At 61.5% G+C, this 15,110-nt stretch carries 13 protein-coding genes; 6 read left to right on the forward strand and 7 right to left on the reverse strand.

Features of this window, described 5'->3' with window-relative positions; all coding sequences use genetic code 11:
* The first annotated feature begins 27 nt into the window (after window positions 1-27).
* Entirely contained in the window at window positions 28-3,204 is a 3,177-nt protein-coding gene (locus PWG15_RS25275) for an efflux RND transporter permease subunit (protein WP_275026844.1), read from the forward strand.
* Window positions 3,205-3,328: 124 nt separating this feature from the next.
* Here PWG15_RS25275 and PWG15_RS25280 read toward each other — a convergent pair whose 3' ends face one another.
* The 3 genes from PWG15_RS25280 to ric all read right to left on the reverse strand — a co-directional run bounded on the left by PWG15_RS25280 (window position 3,329) and on the right by ric (window position 7,641).
* Window positions 3,329-5,641 (reverse strand): PBP1A family penicillin-binding protein, encoded by a 2,313-nt coding sequence (locus PWG15_RS25280; protein ID WP_275026845.1) that lies wholly within the window; start codon window positions 5,639-5,641, stop codon window positions 3,329-3,331.
* Between the two features lie 144 nt (window positions 5,642-5,785).
* Window positions 5,786-6,964 (reverse strand): NnrS family protein, encoded by a 1,179-nt coding sequence (locus tag PWG15_RS25285; protein ID WP_275026847.1) that lies wholly within the window; start codon window positions 6,962-6,964, stop codon window positions 5,786-5,788.
* 5 nt (window positions 6,965-6,969) lie between these two features.
* Window positions 6,970-7,641: an iron-sulfur cluster repair di-iron protein gene (gene ric / locus PWG15_RS25290; protein ID WP_275026848.1), complete on the reverse strand. Its 672-nt coding sequence runs from the start codon at window positions 7,639-7,641 to the stop codon at window positions 6,970-6,972.
* Between the two features lie 488 nt (window positions 7,642-8,129).
* On the opposite strand from ric, the gene PWG15_RS25295 reads away from it, so the two are divergent.
* A complete protein-coding gene (locus PWG15_RS25295) occupies window positions 8,130-8,387 on the forward strand; it encodes a DUF6894 family protein (protein WP_275026849.1) in 258 nt (85 codons plus the stop codon).
* Between the two features lie 68 nt (window positions 8,388-8,455).
* Here PWG15_RS25295 and PWG15_RS25300 read toward each other — a convergent pair whose 3' ends face one another.
* Entirely contained in the window at window positions 8,456-9,577 is a 1,122-nt protein-coding gene (locus tag PWG15_RS25300; RefSeq protein WP_275026850.1) for an HPP family protein, read from the reverse strand.
* Between the two features lie 4 nt (window positions 9,578-9,581).
* The gene (locus tag PWG15_RS25305) at window positions 9,582-10,493 is read right to left on the reverse strand and encodes a LysR family transcriptional regulator (RefSeq protein ID WP_275026851.1); all 912 of its coding nucleotides are present in this window, start codon (window positions 10,491-10,493) and stop codon (window positions 9,582-9,584) included.
* Between the two features lie 174 nt (window positions 10,494-10,667).
* Between PWG15_RS25305 and PWG15_RS25310 the strand changes: the two genes are divergently transcribed.
* Window positions 10,668-11,324, forward strand: coding sequence for a 5-formyltetrahydrofolate cyclo-ligase (locus tag PWG15_RS25310; RefSeq protein ID WP_275026852.1), 657 nt, complete (start codon window positions 10,668-10,670; stop codon window positions 11,322-11,324).
* On the opposite strand, the gene PWG15_RS25315 is transcribed toward PWG15_RS25310, so the two are convergent.
* Window positions 11,285-11,614, reverse strand: coding sequence for a hypothetical protein (locus PWG15_RS25315; RefSeq protein WP_275026854.1), 330 nt, complete (start codon window positions 11,612-11,614; stop codon window positions 11,285-11,287). The two genes, PWG15_RS25310 and PWG15_RS25315, sit on opposite strands and share 40 nt — an antisense overlap.
* Window positions 11,615-11,946: 332 nt before the next feature.
* Here PWG15_RS25315 and PWG15_RS25320 point away from each other — a divergent pair, with 332 nt between their 5' ends.
* Window positions 11,947-12,156: a dodecin gene (locus tag PWG15_RS25320; protein ID WP_057249612.1), complete on the forward strand. Its 210-nt coding sequence runs from the start codon at window positions 11,947-11,949 to the stop codon at window positions 12,154-12,156.
* 188 nt (window positions 12,157-12,344) lie between these two features.
* Window positions 12,345-12,965 (forward strand): pentapeptide repeat-containing protein, encoded by a 621-nt coding sequence (locus tag PWG15_RS25325; protein WP_275026858.1) that lies wholly within the window; start codon window positions 12,345-12,347, stop codon window positions 12,963-12,965.
* 209 nt (window positions 12,966-13,174) lie between these two features.
* Here the strand turns inward: PWG15_RS25325 and PWG15_RS25330 are convergent, their stop codons facing one another.
* Window positions 13,175-13,381: a hypothetical protein gene (locus tag PWG15_RS25330; protein WP_275026859.1), complete on the reverse strand. Its 207-nt coding sequence runs from the start codon at window positions 13,379-13,381 to the stop codon at window positions 13,175-13,177.
* An 892-nt stretch (window positions 13,382-14,273) separates the two neighbouring features.
* On the opposite strand from PWG15_RS25330, the gene PWG15_RS25335 reads away from it, so the two are divergent.
* Window positions 14,274-15,035 (forward strand): GGDEF domain-containing protein, encoded by a 762-nt coding sequence (locus tag PWG15_RS25335; protein ID WP_275026861.1) that lies wholly within the window; start codon window positions 14,274-14,276, stop codon window positions 15,033-15,035.
* Window positions 15,036-15,110 lie beyond the last annotated feature (75 nt).

Consider the following 15,110-nt stretch of genomic DNA (forward strand, 5'->3'; position numbering starts at 1 on the left):
TCCCGCGATATACCGGGAGTGAACGAGATGCCACTGTCCGAGTTCAGCATTCGCCGTCCGATCGCCACCGCGCTGCTGTCGGTCGCGCTTATCCTTGCGGGTGCCTTCAGCTATCTCGTCCTGCCGATTGCGGCCCTGCCGCGCACCGACTTCCCTGTTATCAACGTCTCGGCCTCGTTGCCGGGCGCGGCACCGGACACGATGGCAACTTCGGTTGCGACGCCGCTGATCAAGCAGTTCGCGACCATTGCCGGGATCGACACGATCTCGACGACCAACGCGCTAGGTTCCACGTCGATCTCCATCGAGTTCGTGCTCGGGCGCAACATCGATGCCGCCGCGGCCGACGTGCAGGCGGCGATCACCAGGACACTGAGGCTCCTGCCGCAGGATATGCCGGCGCCGCCAAGCTATCGCAAGGTCAACCCGGCCGATGCACCGGTACTGCTGCTGGCATTGAAGAGCGATACCGTGCCTCTCACCGACCTCGATGCGATCGCGCAACAGGTGATTTCTCCCACCTTGTCCGTACTCGACGGGGTGGCAGAAGTGTCCATCTTCGGCAGCCAGCAGTACGCCGTGCGCATTCAGATGCATCCGGATGCGCTTACAGCGCGTGGCATCTCCGTGGACGCGCTGAAGACAGCGGTTGCTGCGGCGAACGACAATTCGCCGCTCGGTACCGCGCAAACGAAAGGCCGCCAGGTGGCGATCGTCGCCGATACGCAGCGGATGAACGCTGCGAGCTTCGCAAACATCATCATCAAGAGCGACAACGGCAAGCCTGTGCGGCTGGGCGATGTTGCGACGGTGATCGATTCCGTCGCCAACGATCAGACGGCGAGCTGGCATGATGGGTCGCGGGCCATAATCCTGGCAATCCAGCGCCAGCCGGATGCAAATACGGTAGAAGTCGTCGACCGGGTGCAGGCGCTCCTGCCGTCGCTGCGCCAGTCACTTCCTGCGTCGGCCACCATCGAAACACTCAACGATCGCTCGGTTTCGGTGCGCGGTGCGGTGCACGATGTCCAATTTACTCTCGCGCTCACCGTCGGTCTTGTGATCCTCGTTATCTTCGTCTTCGTCCGCCGTCTCTGGGCAACGCTCATTCCGGCGTTGGCCGTACCGATCTCGATCATCGCCACATTTGCCGCGATGTACCCGCTCGGCTTCTCGATCGACAACATCTCGCTGATGGCGCTGACGCTGTCCGTCGGTCTCGTGGTGGATGATGCGATCGTGATGCTGGAAAACATCGTTCGGCACATGGAAGAGGAGGGCATCGACGCCTTTTCCGCCGCGCTTGCCGGTTCGAAGGAAATCGGCTTCACCATCGTTGCAATCTCGCTGTCGCTGGTCGCAGTTTTCATCCCGGTTCTGTTGATGGGTGGCGTCATCGGCCGCATCCTTCACGAGTTCGCGGTGGTCGTCACCGTGGCGATCCTCGCCTCCGCCTTCGTCTCGCTCACACTGACGCCGATGCTCGCCGCGCGACTGCCGGCCGGCAGGGACGACGCGCCAGGCGACGGCGTGCTGGCGCGGCTGGACCTTGCGTTCGAGCGCGGCTTCGCTAGCGTCCTGAATGCATATGAACGGCTGCTTTCGGTCTGTATCCGGCAGCGTCGCCTGGTGCTTCTTCTCTTCGTGCTCACCATCGCGATCACGGCCTATCAGATCACGACGATCCCGAAGGGCTTCTTCCCTCAGGAGGATATCAGCCAGCTCCAAATCACCACCCAGGCGCGCGAAGATATCTCCTTTGCCGCGATGTCGGAGCTTCAGAACAAGGTGGAGGCGGTCTTTGCCAAATCGCCCTATGTTGCTCACGTGGCAAGCACGATCGGTTCGGGCGGCGCATCGACCGCGCTCAACACCGGGCGTCTCTTCGTGGAGCTCAAGCCCAAGCGCGACCGCCCGCCGCTTGAAACGGTTCTTGCCGAACTCCGGCGGGAACTTGCGGCCGTTCCCGGCATCCAGGCGTATATGTCGCCGATCCAGAACCTTTCCGTCGGGTCGCGCGCCTCCGCCAGTCAGTATCAGCTGGTGCTCCAGAGCCTCGATCAGCCGATGATGAACGAGTGGGCACAAAAGCTCAGCGATGCGATGAGCTCCGATCGCGCCTTCTTCACCGACGTCAACAGCGACCTTCAGATCAACGCGCCCCAAACGCGCCTGGTCGTCGATCTCGACAAGGCCGCGACACTGGGGGTCGATGCCAGTCAAGTGCGGACGACACTCTATGGCGGCTTTGGCGCAGAGCAGATCTCCACGATCTACACGGCGGGCGACAGCTACGAGGTCATCATGGAGCTCGACCAGAGCATCGAGTGGTCTGCCGATAGGTTCTCGGAACTGCGCGTCGGCGGCGCGAATGGCGCGCTCGTGCCCCTCGGTGCCTTCGCCCGCGTCGAAACGGTGTCAGGGCCACTCACCATCAATCAGCTGGGCCAACTGCCCGCAGTCACCATTTCCTTCAACCTGCCGGCCCAGGTCGCTCTTGGCAACGCACTTGCGGAGGCCGCTCGCCTCAAGACGGAGATCGGGATGCCCTCGCAGATCACTACACGAAACTACGGCACCACGCAGCTCTTCGAGGATGCCGCCGCCAACCAGGGGCTGCTTGTCCTTGCGGCGATCGTGACGATCTATCTCGTGCTCGGCGTGCTCTACGAAAGCCTCATCCATCCGCTGACCGTGCTCTCCGGTCTGCCGTCGGCCATTTCCGGGGCGCTTCTCGCGATCTATTTCTGCGGCTTCGATCTCTCCGTCATCGCTATCGTCGGCGTGCTGATGCTGATCGGCATCGTCAAGAAAAACGCGATCATGATGATCGATGTGGCACTCGCGCTGCAGCGCTCCGGCAGCTCGGCCCGAGAGGCAATCGAAAGGGCGTGCCTGATGCGTTTCCGCCCGATCATGATGACGTCCGCGGCGGCGATCATGAGCACATTGCCGATCGCGGTCGGCAGTGGCGCGAGCGCGGAATTGCGGCAGCCGCTTGGTATCGCGGTGGTCGGTGGCCTGCTGGTATCGCAGATCGTCACACTCTTCGTGACGCCTGTGATCTATCTCTACATGGAGGACCTGAGGCGGTGGGTCTCAAATCTGGTTCGCGGCGGGTTGCTGGCAACGAGACATGAAGAACCGCCGACTAGCGTCCGCCAAGCTGTCGCTGATCCTGCGGTTTCCCGGACAGACAAATGACCGCTCGAACGCGTTCCGGCAATCAGGCATCGGTCCCGGTGTTTCGAAGGTGGCGGTGTCGGGCCAAATGCGAGCCTTGCGGTTGTTGGTTGACGCCGCACAGCTGGCTTGGCTCAAACCGAGTTCACTTTTCGCAAAGCCGCCGTCCGCCGAAGTGGGGCTGATAGGTGCAGTCCGACGGTCGGAAGGAGCGATAGCTGCGCGAGCAGGCCGTGATATTGCAGGACTGCGGCGCGGCCGGGCTTTCAACAAGCGTCCCTGCCGCAGGCGCCGCCATCGCTTCCCGCATGAAGTCCCGCCAAATATGTGCTGGCAACGCACCGCCGGTGACCCCCTTCATCGGCGTGTCGTCGTCATTGCCCACCCATACGCCGGCGACGAGCGGCTCTGTGAAACCGACGAACCAGGCATCACGATTGTTTTGGCTGGTTCCCGTCTTGCCGGCCGCAAATGCGCCGGGAGCAGCCCCGCGTCCGGTTCCGCGCTCGACCACCAACTGCAGAAGGCCAACAAGATCCTGCTGATAGGCTGAAAGATCGACGGTCGGCGCGGCTTGAGAGCCAACCCGAAACGCCTCCGACTGCCCGGCTGCCTGAAAATCGATGATGCCCCAGGGCTCGACGGGCGCCTTGCCGAAATGGACGGAGGCATAGGCGCTGGTGAGGTCAAGCAAGTTGACCTCCGAAGTGCCAAGGGCCAGGGAAGGCGTATTGGCTAGCGGCGCGTTTATGCCCAGTTCGCGCGCAGCGGCGATCACATTGTCGAGCCCGACCTCCTGGGCAAGCGCCACCGTCGGCGCATTCAGCGATCGGGCGAAGGCTTCCGCAAGTGTGACCCAGCCGCGATAGCCGCCGCTGGAGTTCTCCGGCGACCAGCCGTCTATATCGATCGGCGCGTCCAGGACCTGGTCGTTCAGGTTGAGCCCGGCCTTCAGGGCCGCATAGTAGACGAACAGCTTGAAAGTGGAGCCCGGTTGCCGCTTCGCCGTGACCGCGCGGTTGAACTGGCTTTGCTTGTAATCGCGACCGCCGACCATGGCGACGACTGCGCCATCCGGCGTCATCGCAACCAAGGCAGCCTGGGAAGCGCCTACCTTCTTTCCTTCAGTGTCCAGGGCATTCCTCACAACCCGTTCAGCGATCTGTTGCAGCTGTGGGGAAAGTGTCGTGCGAACCGTGGTCGAACCCGGGGATGCGCCGGCGATTTCACTCGCCTGCGGCGAGATCCAGTCGGCGAACCAGCTTCCGGACCTGGGCGTCGGCGTCGTCGGGTGGAGCTTCGCGAAGCTCGCCTTGACTTGTGCGGCCTCTGGCGCGGTGATCTTGCCATTGGCTACCATCGTGTCGAGGACGACCGACGTGCGTTGCCGCGCACCTTCAAAATTGTCGATCGGGTTCCACTGGCTCGGCGCCCGCAGCGACCCCGCCAGCATAGCCGATTCCTGCAGGTTGAGTGCGCCGATGTCCTTGTTGAAATAGATCCGCGCGGCTGCCGGCATACCGGTTGCGCCGGCGCCGAGATAGGCGCTGTTGAGGTAACGCGTCAGTATTTCCTGCTTGCCGAGCTTCCACTCCAGCCACAGGGCGATCACGAATTCCTGGATCTTTCGCTTTATCGTTCGGTCGCTGTCGAGATATTGCAGCTTGATCAGCTGCTGGGTGATGGTGCTGCCGCCCTCGACCACCGAACCGGCCTCGAAGTTGCGCACGAGCGCCCGTCCGATCCCTCTGACATCGACGCCGAAATGGTCCATGAAACGGCGGTCTTCGATCGACAACACGGCATCGATCAGCTGCGGCGGAAATTGGTCGTACTGCGCGTAAGGCCCTTGATAGGGGCCCTGCCTTACCAGCGGTCCTCCGTCTGCCGTTTCCAACACCACGATAGGCTTCAGCGTTCCGTCGCGGATCTCGCTCCAGGGGACATCCTTCAGCGCCCACACGAGTACGCTGCCCGGTAGAAGGACGCAGGCGAGGAGCGCCACCCCTATGGCAAACTTCCACCAGCCTGGCCTTGTGAACGTGCGCTCGTGATCTTCGGCGGGCGTCTTACGCAGAGCGCGAAGGCGGCCTCCGACTTTGGTGAAAGCGGCGACGGACCGCCCACGGAGATGGTCGACAGTTGACGTACCGTCGCCTTCATTCGAGGGCCTAAGTTTCGTTTTCAGGTGAGATGCAGCATGCTTGGCTCTGATGCGAGCTAAGGTGAAACCTGCTGTCAGATCGTGACCGAGCGCCTGCAGCAGATGGCGAGCTGCCTGTCTGCTTTTGCCGAACAGCCTTTGGGACGGTGGTGGCTCCGTGGATTGTCCAGCCCCTTCCGACGGGTCCGAAGCGGACGCCTGGGGCTCGGCAGCCGATCCCGCAAATTCCGGGAGATTGGCCCCATGACTGGAGGTGTTGGCATTGTGAGGCGAGGTCTTGGGAGGGCGTGGCATCGGCTACCGCTAAAAGGATCTTCCAGAAGCTAGCGCGACCTTGTGACCTGAAAATGTTCATGAGTCATTGCCTAGTGACCGGCGCGCACTTACCAACAGAAATCGCCTTCGGCGCCTGATTGAAGTCTACCGCGCGCGAAAAGACTAAAGCTTATGTTCGTTCAGCGCCAATCGTGCCCTGTCGGCACTCAGGACCGGTCTGGGAACAGGGCCGCGTAGTGCTGGTATGTAGGCGATGAGAAACAGTGCCCATGCCGACATCCAGCACGTCGCTGCGGCAACGATCGGATCGAAATATGTGTTAGCGAGCCATTCGGCCAGAATGCGGATCATTGCTGCGAGACAGATGAGCGCAAAGGCGCATGCCATGATCCGGCCGAGTACGAGCAGGCCTTCGTCGCGGGCCATCGCCGCGCGCATCATGAGCGCGGCCATCATTGTTCCCATTGCCCCCATGGTCGCTGCATGCACGGCCGTCGCAGGTGACAGATGGTCTGGAGACATGGTCGCGAAGCCGATGAGCAGGAGAGCCGCCGGCGTCCAGAAATAAGCGAGATGCAGAATGACGAGCGCCGGGTAGCGATGGGCCCTGAGGCATTGCCAGCCTCTCAGTTGTAGCACAAGGGCCAAGCCGGACACTACGAGGGCGAGACCCTCTGCATTCGATTGTTCGGAAGCGTTAAACCAGGCGGCTGCAACCATGCCAGCGATCGCCAGGTAGGAAAACCCGGGCCGGTCCCGAACGAAATCGGCGTCACCAGTTCGTTCGAGCCAGGAGCGTGTGAAAGCGGGCACGGCACGCCCGCCGATCAGGGTAATCAGGACGAGGAAGACCCGCGGCGCTTCGTCGGCGTAGCCCGTCTCTCCGCGTAGCCACGAGAGGCTGAGCATGCCGATCAGCGCCATGGCAAGCGGTGCCCACAGGCGGCGTCCCGCTCTGCTTGACGCAACCCCATGGGCAAGAACAACCGCGATGAACACGAAATAGGCGGACATCCCGATCGCGGCAGCGGCGAGCGGCAGGCGCGTCGAAATTGCCGTCGTCAACCGGGCCAAACACCACAGAGCGGTCGCGAACATGGTGACATCAGGAGAGACCGGGCCCTTCTTTGTCCAGGCGGGCAGGGCGGTCAGCAGGTACCCTCCTGCAGCCGCCCCGGCCATGCCGAACAGAAGCTCATGGCGATGCCAGGCAATTTTGCCCGGCCCCATGCCCTCGGGCAGAAACCAGACAGCAGGCGCAACCAGTGCCCATAGGCCCGCCAGAAAGAACAGAGGTCGATGCGGCGCCTCCCAGATTGCTGCCCAGGCCTTTGGCGCCACGATCGTCAAACCGTCTGGAGGCCGGCCTCGAAGCGCGGAAACAATACGGCATTTTCAAGATGCATATGAGTGACAAGGTCGTCGGTGAGCTTACGCAACCCGGTATAGAGTGCTGTCCACGAACCGCAGGCGCCTTCGGGCAAGGAAAGTCCGTGGGTGAGATGCTCGATCTTTCTCAGATGTTCCACCTCGTCGTCGTGCTCCCGGCGCATCTGCGCGATCGGATAGGAAATCGTCGCGTCGTCGCCGCGCTGCATCATCGGGAACAGCACAAGCTCTTCCTTCAGCATGTGGCTTTCGAGCTCCTCCCGGAGCGCTTCCAGGGCTTGAGAAAGCCCAACCGGCGCCGACGGATGGCCGCCGTGCACACGTTCCACCTTCTGAGCCAGCGGGATCAACCATGTGAGTTCGGCACGGTGCGTCTGGTGGTACCTGTGGAGGAGATGGGCGATAAGGTCGGCAGTCTCCTCGGGTGCATCTCGACTTGCGGCCCGCTCCAGCGTTTCCAGTTCTGTCAACAAGGCCGAAGGGACGATGCCAGCCTTGAGCGCGGCTTCCGACAGCAACATCTTGCCGCCGCAACAGAAGCTGATGCCGTAGCGGCGGAAGAGTTCCGCGGCTCCCGGCAATTCGGCTGCGATCGTTGCGACTGTGCTTTCGAGGCTGAGGTTGGTCATCATCTGTTCCTTGTTGGATGCTTGCAGACGGGATCCACGCGGCGCCTGGAAAAAGTCGGACGCATTGAACCGACTAGAATTGAGCGCAACGCATGACGGTCGCCCCGGCGCCGGCGACCTCCGGACTGCCGTGCAGTGCTGGGATCTTTCTTGACTAGGCGAGGGGAGGATTTTGGTCTTTGTGCTTGCGCAAACAACCAGAACCGCGCGTGCTTCCGTCGTGATCTGACTGCCTCTTAGGCGCAGGCGTCAGGCATCCACGAGGCCGGCAAAGCCAGGTCGAAATCGTGTCTGTCTGGTTGGCACCAGCGCGGTGAACAGTGATGATGCTTAACATAGAGCAACTGTCACGCTCGGGTCACGCGACAAGCAGACGAGGTCGCGCTAGGCTGCAGGGTCATTTCAAACCCTGCAATGCCGCTCACAGCGCCTTCGCTTCCTTCAGCATGGCCAGCGCCGACACGGCATCCCGTATGGAGTGGAATATCATGCGCCGCTATCTGTTCAATATCTATGCAGCAGGCGTCGTTAGCCGCGACGAAGTTGGCCGGAAATACCCATCAGACGGACCCGCAGTTGCCTATGGTCAAAGGATCGTCGACGAACTGACCAAGGACGACGATTATCGCGACGCCGTCATCGATGTGATCACGGCGTCGGGGCGTCTGGTTGCGCGACTGATCTCGAGCGAAGCACCGCTCGTGTATCATGTGGGGCAACCGACGCGACAGGTTTCGCTGCATTGAGCCAGCGCTGATCTTTTCGTCCCCGGGACGGACACCGTGGCTTGATCCCGGGTGGGGCGAAGTAGAGCTTACGCAGCCTGTTCGCGGCCTGAGTTGTGATCGAACAACGTCCGTGCTGCCGCGGCCAGCAGATCCGTTTGCGAAATCAGCCCCAGAACGCGATCATCGTCGTCGACAATGATGACTGCGTGAATTGATCCGCTGGTCAGCGCCGGGAGCAGGCTCATCGCCCGGTCGTCTTGGCGCGCAACCACTGGCGTCGCAACGTCGCCCCCGACGGTGGCGCCGGGTTCAGTCAACTCCCTCAGGCCGACAGTACCGACAAGCCTCTCGTTCCCATCCTTTACAGGTATGGTCCGGATATTGTGCTTGAGAAGCAAGGCGCGCGCGACCTCGCTGCTGTCGTCCTGATGGACGCAGATGACGTCGCGCGACATGATATCCCGGCACAGGATGTGGGGTGTCGCCCGTATTGCGGCCTGCAATTCCACCTGGCGCAGCACGCGATCAAGATCCTCCCGGCTGATATCGAACGTTTCATCCAACGCCTCGAGCGCAGCATCGACATCCGCGCCAGTAAAGCCGACCCGACGACTGGCGGGCGGATCAATGGTCGCGTGCGTGTTTGCGGGCGGAGCGACGACGTGAGGGTAGTTGCGTCTCGCGAGCTTGTGAAAAAGGATCCCGAGGGCCACCAGCAGGCATGAATTGAGTGCGACGGGTACCAGCGGGAAGAGCAGGCCCCAACTCGCCACGACCGGGCCGCCCAGCACTGCCGTCAACGCAGCAGCGCCGCCGGGCGGATGCAGACAGCGGGTGAAAGACATCGCCGCAATCGCCAGCCCCACGGCGATACCGGTTGCGATCAGCGGATCCGGTACGAACATCGCTGAAAGCACACCCACGAAAGCGGAGATCGTATTGCCGCCGACGATTGACCACGGCTGGGCGAGCGGGCTTGCGGGAACAGCAAATAGTAAAACCGCGGACGCGCCCATCGGCGCGACGATCAAGGGGAGGCTGGGACCGCCGCCAAAGATGCTACCGCTGATCATGCCGGTCAGGAGGATACCAACCAATGCACCGAGACACGCAATCAGGCGCTCCCTCAATGTCGCACCAGCCAGGATCGGCGCGAAGAAACGACGGCCCGTCGGTTGCGGCGGCGGCTGATTGGGCGAATTGGTCATGCAGTCACCTGTGCTTGGCAGTGCGTAGCTTAGAATTCTCAGTGGACCCGGCGTCAGCGAGCAATGCGTGGCGCAGGATTTCGATCGCAGGGGAGCTGGCCGCCCTACGATAGATGAGCAGTGTCTGAATTTCACCCAACGAATGGGTTTGGGGGGAGCCTGGCCAGTCCATCAGTTCGAACACGGAGCGTGGCACTACACCGATTGCATCACCCGCGGCAACGCTCGCCAGTATGGCGTGATAGGAGGAAACCTCTTTGGTCGCAATCGTTGGCGAAGGACGAGCCCACTGTTCCGCGACACGACGATAGGTGCATCCAGGTTCAAGCGCCGCTAGCCAGTTCACGCGCACGTCCAGTGCCGTTGTGATCGGCGGATGCGACGCGGGCAAGACGATCAATATGTCTTCGCGGTAAATCGCTTCGCCATCGAGGTCGGCGACCAGCTCGGGTCGCGGGATCGCAAGATCGCTTGGCAAACGAGCGATCAGCGCACAGTCGATCTCCTCCGCAAGCACTGCCCGGGTCAGTTCCGCCGTCGAACCTATGGTGAGCCTCAGCGCCAATTCCGGGTGCGTTCGATTGATCGTCTGCAGGACCGGCGGAAGGCGGCTGGCAGCGGTACTCTCCATGCTGCCAAGCCGCAAGGCTTCAGGCACCGTCGTCGGCTTCAGCGCGTTGCAGGCTTCGTCACGGAGCGCCACCAGCCGGGTGGCATAGGAGCGGAAAACACGTCCCTCGCGCGTCAGCGTCATCTTCTTGCCGTCGCGGTTGAACAGGCCGACGCCCAGTTCTTCCTCAAGTGCGCGAATACGGTTGGTGACGTTGGACGGCGCACGGCCAATTTCGGCGGCGGTATGGGTCACGCTGGTGCGCTCGGCTACCAGCAGGAAGATCTCAAGGCTCGTGAAGTCCATTTCATCTACTATAGGGAATGAAGCTGCGTTATTGTTCTCGAATAGGAAATGATAATCAAGGTGAGGTCGTGAAACTGCGTTCGAAACATTTCCCGAAACGGAGAAGGGCCATCGACCATGTGCACGTCTGATGAGGATGATATTCCCCCACGCTTTTCGTCACCGCCGTGCCTGATGCACGAGGTGGATCCAGCCTATATGGGGCTGGCGTTTCCGGAGGCGCTCTCGATCGCGCAGTGGCGGGAGCAGGAAAGAAAGAGATTGATACCCGCGCGACAGGGCATTCCGAGTGTAGAACGGTCCGCACGGACAGACGCGATCGTCTCTGCGCTCGACCAACTTCTGGCCAACGTTCGAGGCGAAACGATCTCGCTATACTGGCCGTTCCGTGGGGAGCCGGATCTACGCGCCTGGATGAACACGCTTATTGCCCGGGGCGCTGACTGCGCGTTGCCGCTGGTCCTCGCCAAGGGCAAGCCTCTCGGCTTTAGATCCTGGCGCGCGGGCGAAGCGATTGAGCGAGGGGTTTGGGGGATCCCCTTTCCGTCGAAGGGGCGGGATGTTCGGCCAACGATCGTCATCGCACCCGTCGTCGGTTTCGATGAAAGCGGTTATCGCTTGGGTTATGGCGGCGGCTATTACGATCGCACACTCGCCGTCCTTCAGCCGAAGCCGTTCGTGATCGGTGTCGGCTTCGAACAGCAAAGAATGGAGAGCATCAGACCGCAATGGCACGACATCGCGATGGATGCGATCGTGACCGAAGGACGAACGGTTTCATGCGCCCGAGCTCAAACGCCCGACGGTGCGAGTTCTGCGAACTGCAGATAGATGCCGAGCGAAAGGATAGCGACGGCAAGCGCAACGCTTCGTGAGGCGAACCGCGCCGCCAGCCATGAGAGCGCTATGCCGACAATGACTGCCATTGCACCGAGCGATGGCCCCTGATGACTGAAAGCCAATCCTAGAGCGGTCAATCCAGCTGACATCGCGAGCGTCATTCGCACCGCATCGCCGCCCGATTGCTGGCTGCGGTCAATGCGCGCGAAACTCAGCTCCGTCAGGCTGAAGGCCATTGAAACGCTCAGCAGCAGCGATAGCAGCACCCCACTCAACATCATTCGACATTCCCCTGGTTGGATGTTTCAGACGATGTGAAGCAAGAGTTGGGCCATCTGAAATGGCGTTGCATTTGCGCGACCGCGCGCCCGATCTGCGGCAAAGACCGGGCATTCCCAGGCAAACTGCACGTTCGTTGTGCAAATCAAGCTGGCGCGGCGGTCCGGACATGATCCGCTTTTGGTCACGCCCGCCTTGCCGTCAGACGGACATGCGAAGCAAGTCGTGGCGATACCTGCAGTTCAGCGTCGCGCTCGATGCAAGGGTCAGGTGCTGTTTTCGTGTTTTGCGTGTAGGCTTGTGGTTCGCTTCTAGAGGCAACCGGGAGGGTGTCATGAGTGACCATGTCTACAAGAAGGTGGAACTTGTCGGCAGTTCAAAGTCTTCCGTCACGGAGGCGATCGAAACGGCGATCGCGCGGGCTTCGAAAACCATGAGAAATCTCGAATGGTTCGAGGTCGATCAGATCCGGGGCCACATCAAGGATGGCGAAGTGGCCCACTACCAGGTGGTCATGAAGGTCGGTTTCCGGATCGACGACTGACCCACGACCGGGCTGGTCTGCGGCGCTTGCCAGTTACTTGGATCTGTCGACTCTGCTAATCGGGTCGGACAACGCGTTGGCGCTCGCCCGAAACGAGGTCGTGCCGGTGTCGTGAATTGTTGCCCGGTCGAACAGGATGACGGAATGGAAGCCGTCCGCGGTCAAACGCGCTCCATGGATGGATGAAGATGGCTGAACGACGATACGGCGAAGCGCCGCCGAAGACAGAGATTACGATTGCCGGTGCGGACTGGTACGGCCGGCAGATCGATCGCGAGCGTCATCAGAACACTCTGTTCGTCGATCTTGACCTGACCGAAGCGCAGACCGTTGGCATCGTCTTTCAAGAATGCACTTTCCGGCGGGCGCGTTTCAATGCCTCGTCGCATCAGGCGGGGGCCTTCGTAAACTGCACCTTCGTGTCCTGCAAATTCTTCGACAGCCGGTTTACCGAGTGCAAGTTCGTCGGCAGCATGTTCGATGCATGCGACCTCGACCAGATGCAGGTGTCAGGCGGCGACTGGTCTTTCGTGGGTTTGCCCGGCGCCGGTCTCGGCCGCGCATCCTTCAAGGAAACCCGCTTGCGGGAGGCAGACCTAACCGGTGCCTCCTGCAAGGGTGGCTCGCTGAGAGACGCCGATCTCTCCGGCGCGTGGCTGCACGGTGTCGATTTTTCAGCCTGTGACCTCAGGGGCAGCGACCTCAGTGCGATCGAACCGGAGAACGTGCACCTCAAAGGCGCGATCATCACAATCGACCAAACCATCACCATCGCCGAAGCATTGGGCCTCGACGTGCGAAGGAAATGAGCCTGCCAACACTGGATGCGTTGATGGAGGACTGGTGCGAACACTTGCGTTCAGGCCGACGTGAAGGCCGATTTGTGGCAGGCGTAAGGTGGGCCCTTCAGGCCGCGAACCACATGCCAGATCTGCGGCGGATCGCGAGCAATCACCCTTCATTTAAATATGCGGCGCACGCCGTTCTCGCGAAACCGGCAGCACCCCGGCGGCTCAGGTCACTCCTCGGTCAGGCCGTCAAAAACTTCGAGCATGGCATCGCTAATCGCTTTGCCGAGCGCGGCCGCCGTTTCGCCGAGCGTTTGCTCATTCATGTCGCGCGCTGCCATAGCAAAGGCGGCGCCCTCGGCCGTAACAATTTCCTGGGCGCGCTGGATTGCCCAGAGTGCGAAGTCGCTGCGACCGCTGATCTCGACGGTTTCCATGATTTCTCCTGATTGGATTGAGTGAATGACTTATAGCCGATCTAGCAAACATTGGGGCCGCGCGCAGGGGCCGGTTCGAAAGATCCACATCCGTCTCGCCACGACGTGATCATTTCGGCCGAGAAGAAGCAGGGCAGTCGGCACTCCGTCGTCTCAAGGACGGAGAACGGGCGATCGCACAACCAACCAATAGGCACAAACTGCGACACCGAGATCAGCACCGCCTAGCCCAAGTTGAGGGGTTCGCCACCCGGCCGCGTGCGTCACTTTCCGATTGCCTGTGGGATGTAAACGACAACCCGATCACCACCGTCCGAAAATGCGCCCCCGACGGCGAGATAGGCGGTTAAGGCTAAGGCTGAAAGGAGCATGATTCCGACCGGCAGTCCGGTTGATGCCCTTTGTTCCGGCCAACGCTCCCTGTCATACATCATCGGTTCCTTTCATGGCGCTTCAGCATCGGGCGATGGCGCCCCGCGCAGTAGGAACGCCGAACGACGGGGAGGGTTCCCGACCCGCCGTAATTGAACGGAAACAGGGGGCCATCGGGCACTCGAGACCGGCCGCGCCCCATCAGGTCGGCCTTGCTTTCGTCTGTTGAGGACCAAAGGATCAATCAGCGCCGGCGACTGCTTGGGAAGCGCTGCTGCGCGTGTGTCTCATCGACAGGGTGACATCCGGTATCGAATCGCTTCTTTTCGGCGGCGGTTGTTGGCGGCGCGCTGATGGCCACGAGATGGACCGGAAAGCTGCTGTCGGCGAACCGGCTATCCCGATTTGGAGCATTTTTCTTGGAAAGCTCGTCCACTGCATAAAGTTGTAGGTACCCAGGAAATGGAATATCCATAAACTCGCGCTAGACCGATCGACATTGGTGAATCGGGAGCGGTGGATGCGAAGAGAAGTGCAATTCAACGGGCAAAGGGACTGGCGAATCGCGCAATATGTCATCGGTGGCATTATTGGTTTCGCCGTACTCGCCCAGGTTTTGGTCTATCTCAGCCTCGTCGCTCTCGTTGATCGGCCCTATGCCGCCGCCGTAGTTGGCGCCGCGTTGATCTCCCTGTTGATGGGCGTGCCGCTGATCGTCGTGGCGGCGACCCAGTTTCGCCGGGCACAGCGCCTTCGCAACCAGATCAATCATGTCGTCGCCCACGACGCCACGACGGGCTGCGTAACCGGCCGCGGGCTGGTCCAGCAGGTCAACGGCCTCGAGCGCCGCCGGCAACGCGCCGGCGAAGAGCTCCACGGAGCACTCATCCATCTCAGGATCAACAACCTCGATGATGTCGGTGCGGCTTTCGGCCCGGCCTGGAGCGAGGAACTGCTCCAGTTCGTCGCGTCCACGATCAGCACCTCGGTGCGGCGCGACGACATCGTTGCGCGAACCGGCCCTGCGAGCTTCGACGTCCTTTTGGTCGGCGCCAGCGAACAAGATGCCGAGCAGGTCTCCATCCGCCTGACGAAGGCTTTGGCTTCGGCACACTTCTCGGCAGACGGCAGCAAGGTCGATCTGGCCCTCAGCGTCGGCGGCGCATTGTTCGACGGCAGCGTCGACCTCGAACGGTTGCGCCGTGCGGCAGCATCCGAGACTGTCCTGGTTGCCGGCGAGGGAACCCAAACCGTCGATTTCGTCCGGCTCCCCTCCGCCTGATTTGGCGGGCGCCAGGGTCAGTGCCGAAAAGACGGGTAATCTCCGCTCGCAGCGGCTGAGGCTAAACTATTGTAT

Origin of the sequence: Ensifer adhaerens, assembly GCF_028993555.1 — a bacterium.
In the GTDB taxonomy this organism is placed as follows: Bacteria; Pseudomonadota; Alphaproteobacteria; order Rhizobiales; family Rhizobiaceae; genus Ensifer; species Ensifer adhaerens_I.

Excerpts from the sequence above, each read along its gene's own strand:
- PWG15_RS25335 (WP_275026861.1), top strand. The coding sequence starts at position 14,274 with ATGCGAAGAGAAGTGCAATTCAACGGGCAAAGGGACTGGCGAATCGCG.
- PWG15_RS25275 (WP_275026844.1), top strand. The coding sequence starts at position 28 with ATGCCACTGTCCGAGTTCAGCATTCGCCGTCCGATCGCCACCGCGCTG.
- PWG15_RS25310 (WP_275026852.1), top strand. The coding sequence starts at position 10,668 with ATGCACGAGGTGGATCCAGCCTATATGGGGCTGGCGTTTCCGGAGGCG.
- ric (WP_275026848.1), bottom strand. The coding sequence starts at position 7,641 with ATGACCAACCTCAGCCTCGAAAGCACAGTCGCAACGATCGCAGCCGAA.
- PWG15_RS25280 (WP_275026845.1), bottom strand. The coding sequence starts at position 5,641 with ATGCCACGCCCTCCCAAGACCTCGCCTCACAATGCCAACACCTCCAGT.
- PWG15_RS25315 (WP_275026854.1), bottom strand. The coding sequence starts at position 11,614 with ATGATGTTGAGTGGGGTGCTGCTATCGCTGCTGCTGAGCGTTTCAATG.
- PWG15_RS25320 (WP_057249612.1), top strand. The coding sequence starts at position 11,947 with ATGAGTGACCATGTCTACAAGAAGGTGGAACTTGTCGGCAGTTCAAAG.
- PWG15_RS25305 (WP_275026851.1), bottom strand. The coding sequence starts at position 10,493 with ATGGACTTCACGAGCCTTGAGATCTTCCTGCTGGTAGCCGAGCGCACC.
- PWG15_RS25300 (WP_275026850.1), bottom strand. The coding sequence starts at position 9,577 with ATGACCAATTCGCCCAATCAGCCGCCGCCGCAACCGACGGGCCGTCGT.
- PWG15_RS25325 (WP_275026858.1), top strand. The coding sequence starts at position 12,345 with ATGGCTGAACGACGATACGGCGAAGCGCCGCCGAAGACAGAGATTACG.
- PWG15_RS25295 (WP_275026849.1), top strand. The coding sequence starts at position 8,130 with ATGCGCCGCTATCTGTTCAATATCTATGCAGCAGGCGTCGTTAGCCGC.
- PWG15_RS25330 (WP_275026859.1), bottom strand. The coding sequence starts at position 13,381 with ATGGAAACCGTCGAGATCAGCGGTCGCAGCGACTTCGCACTCTGGGCA.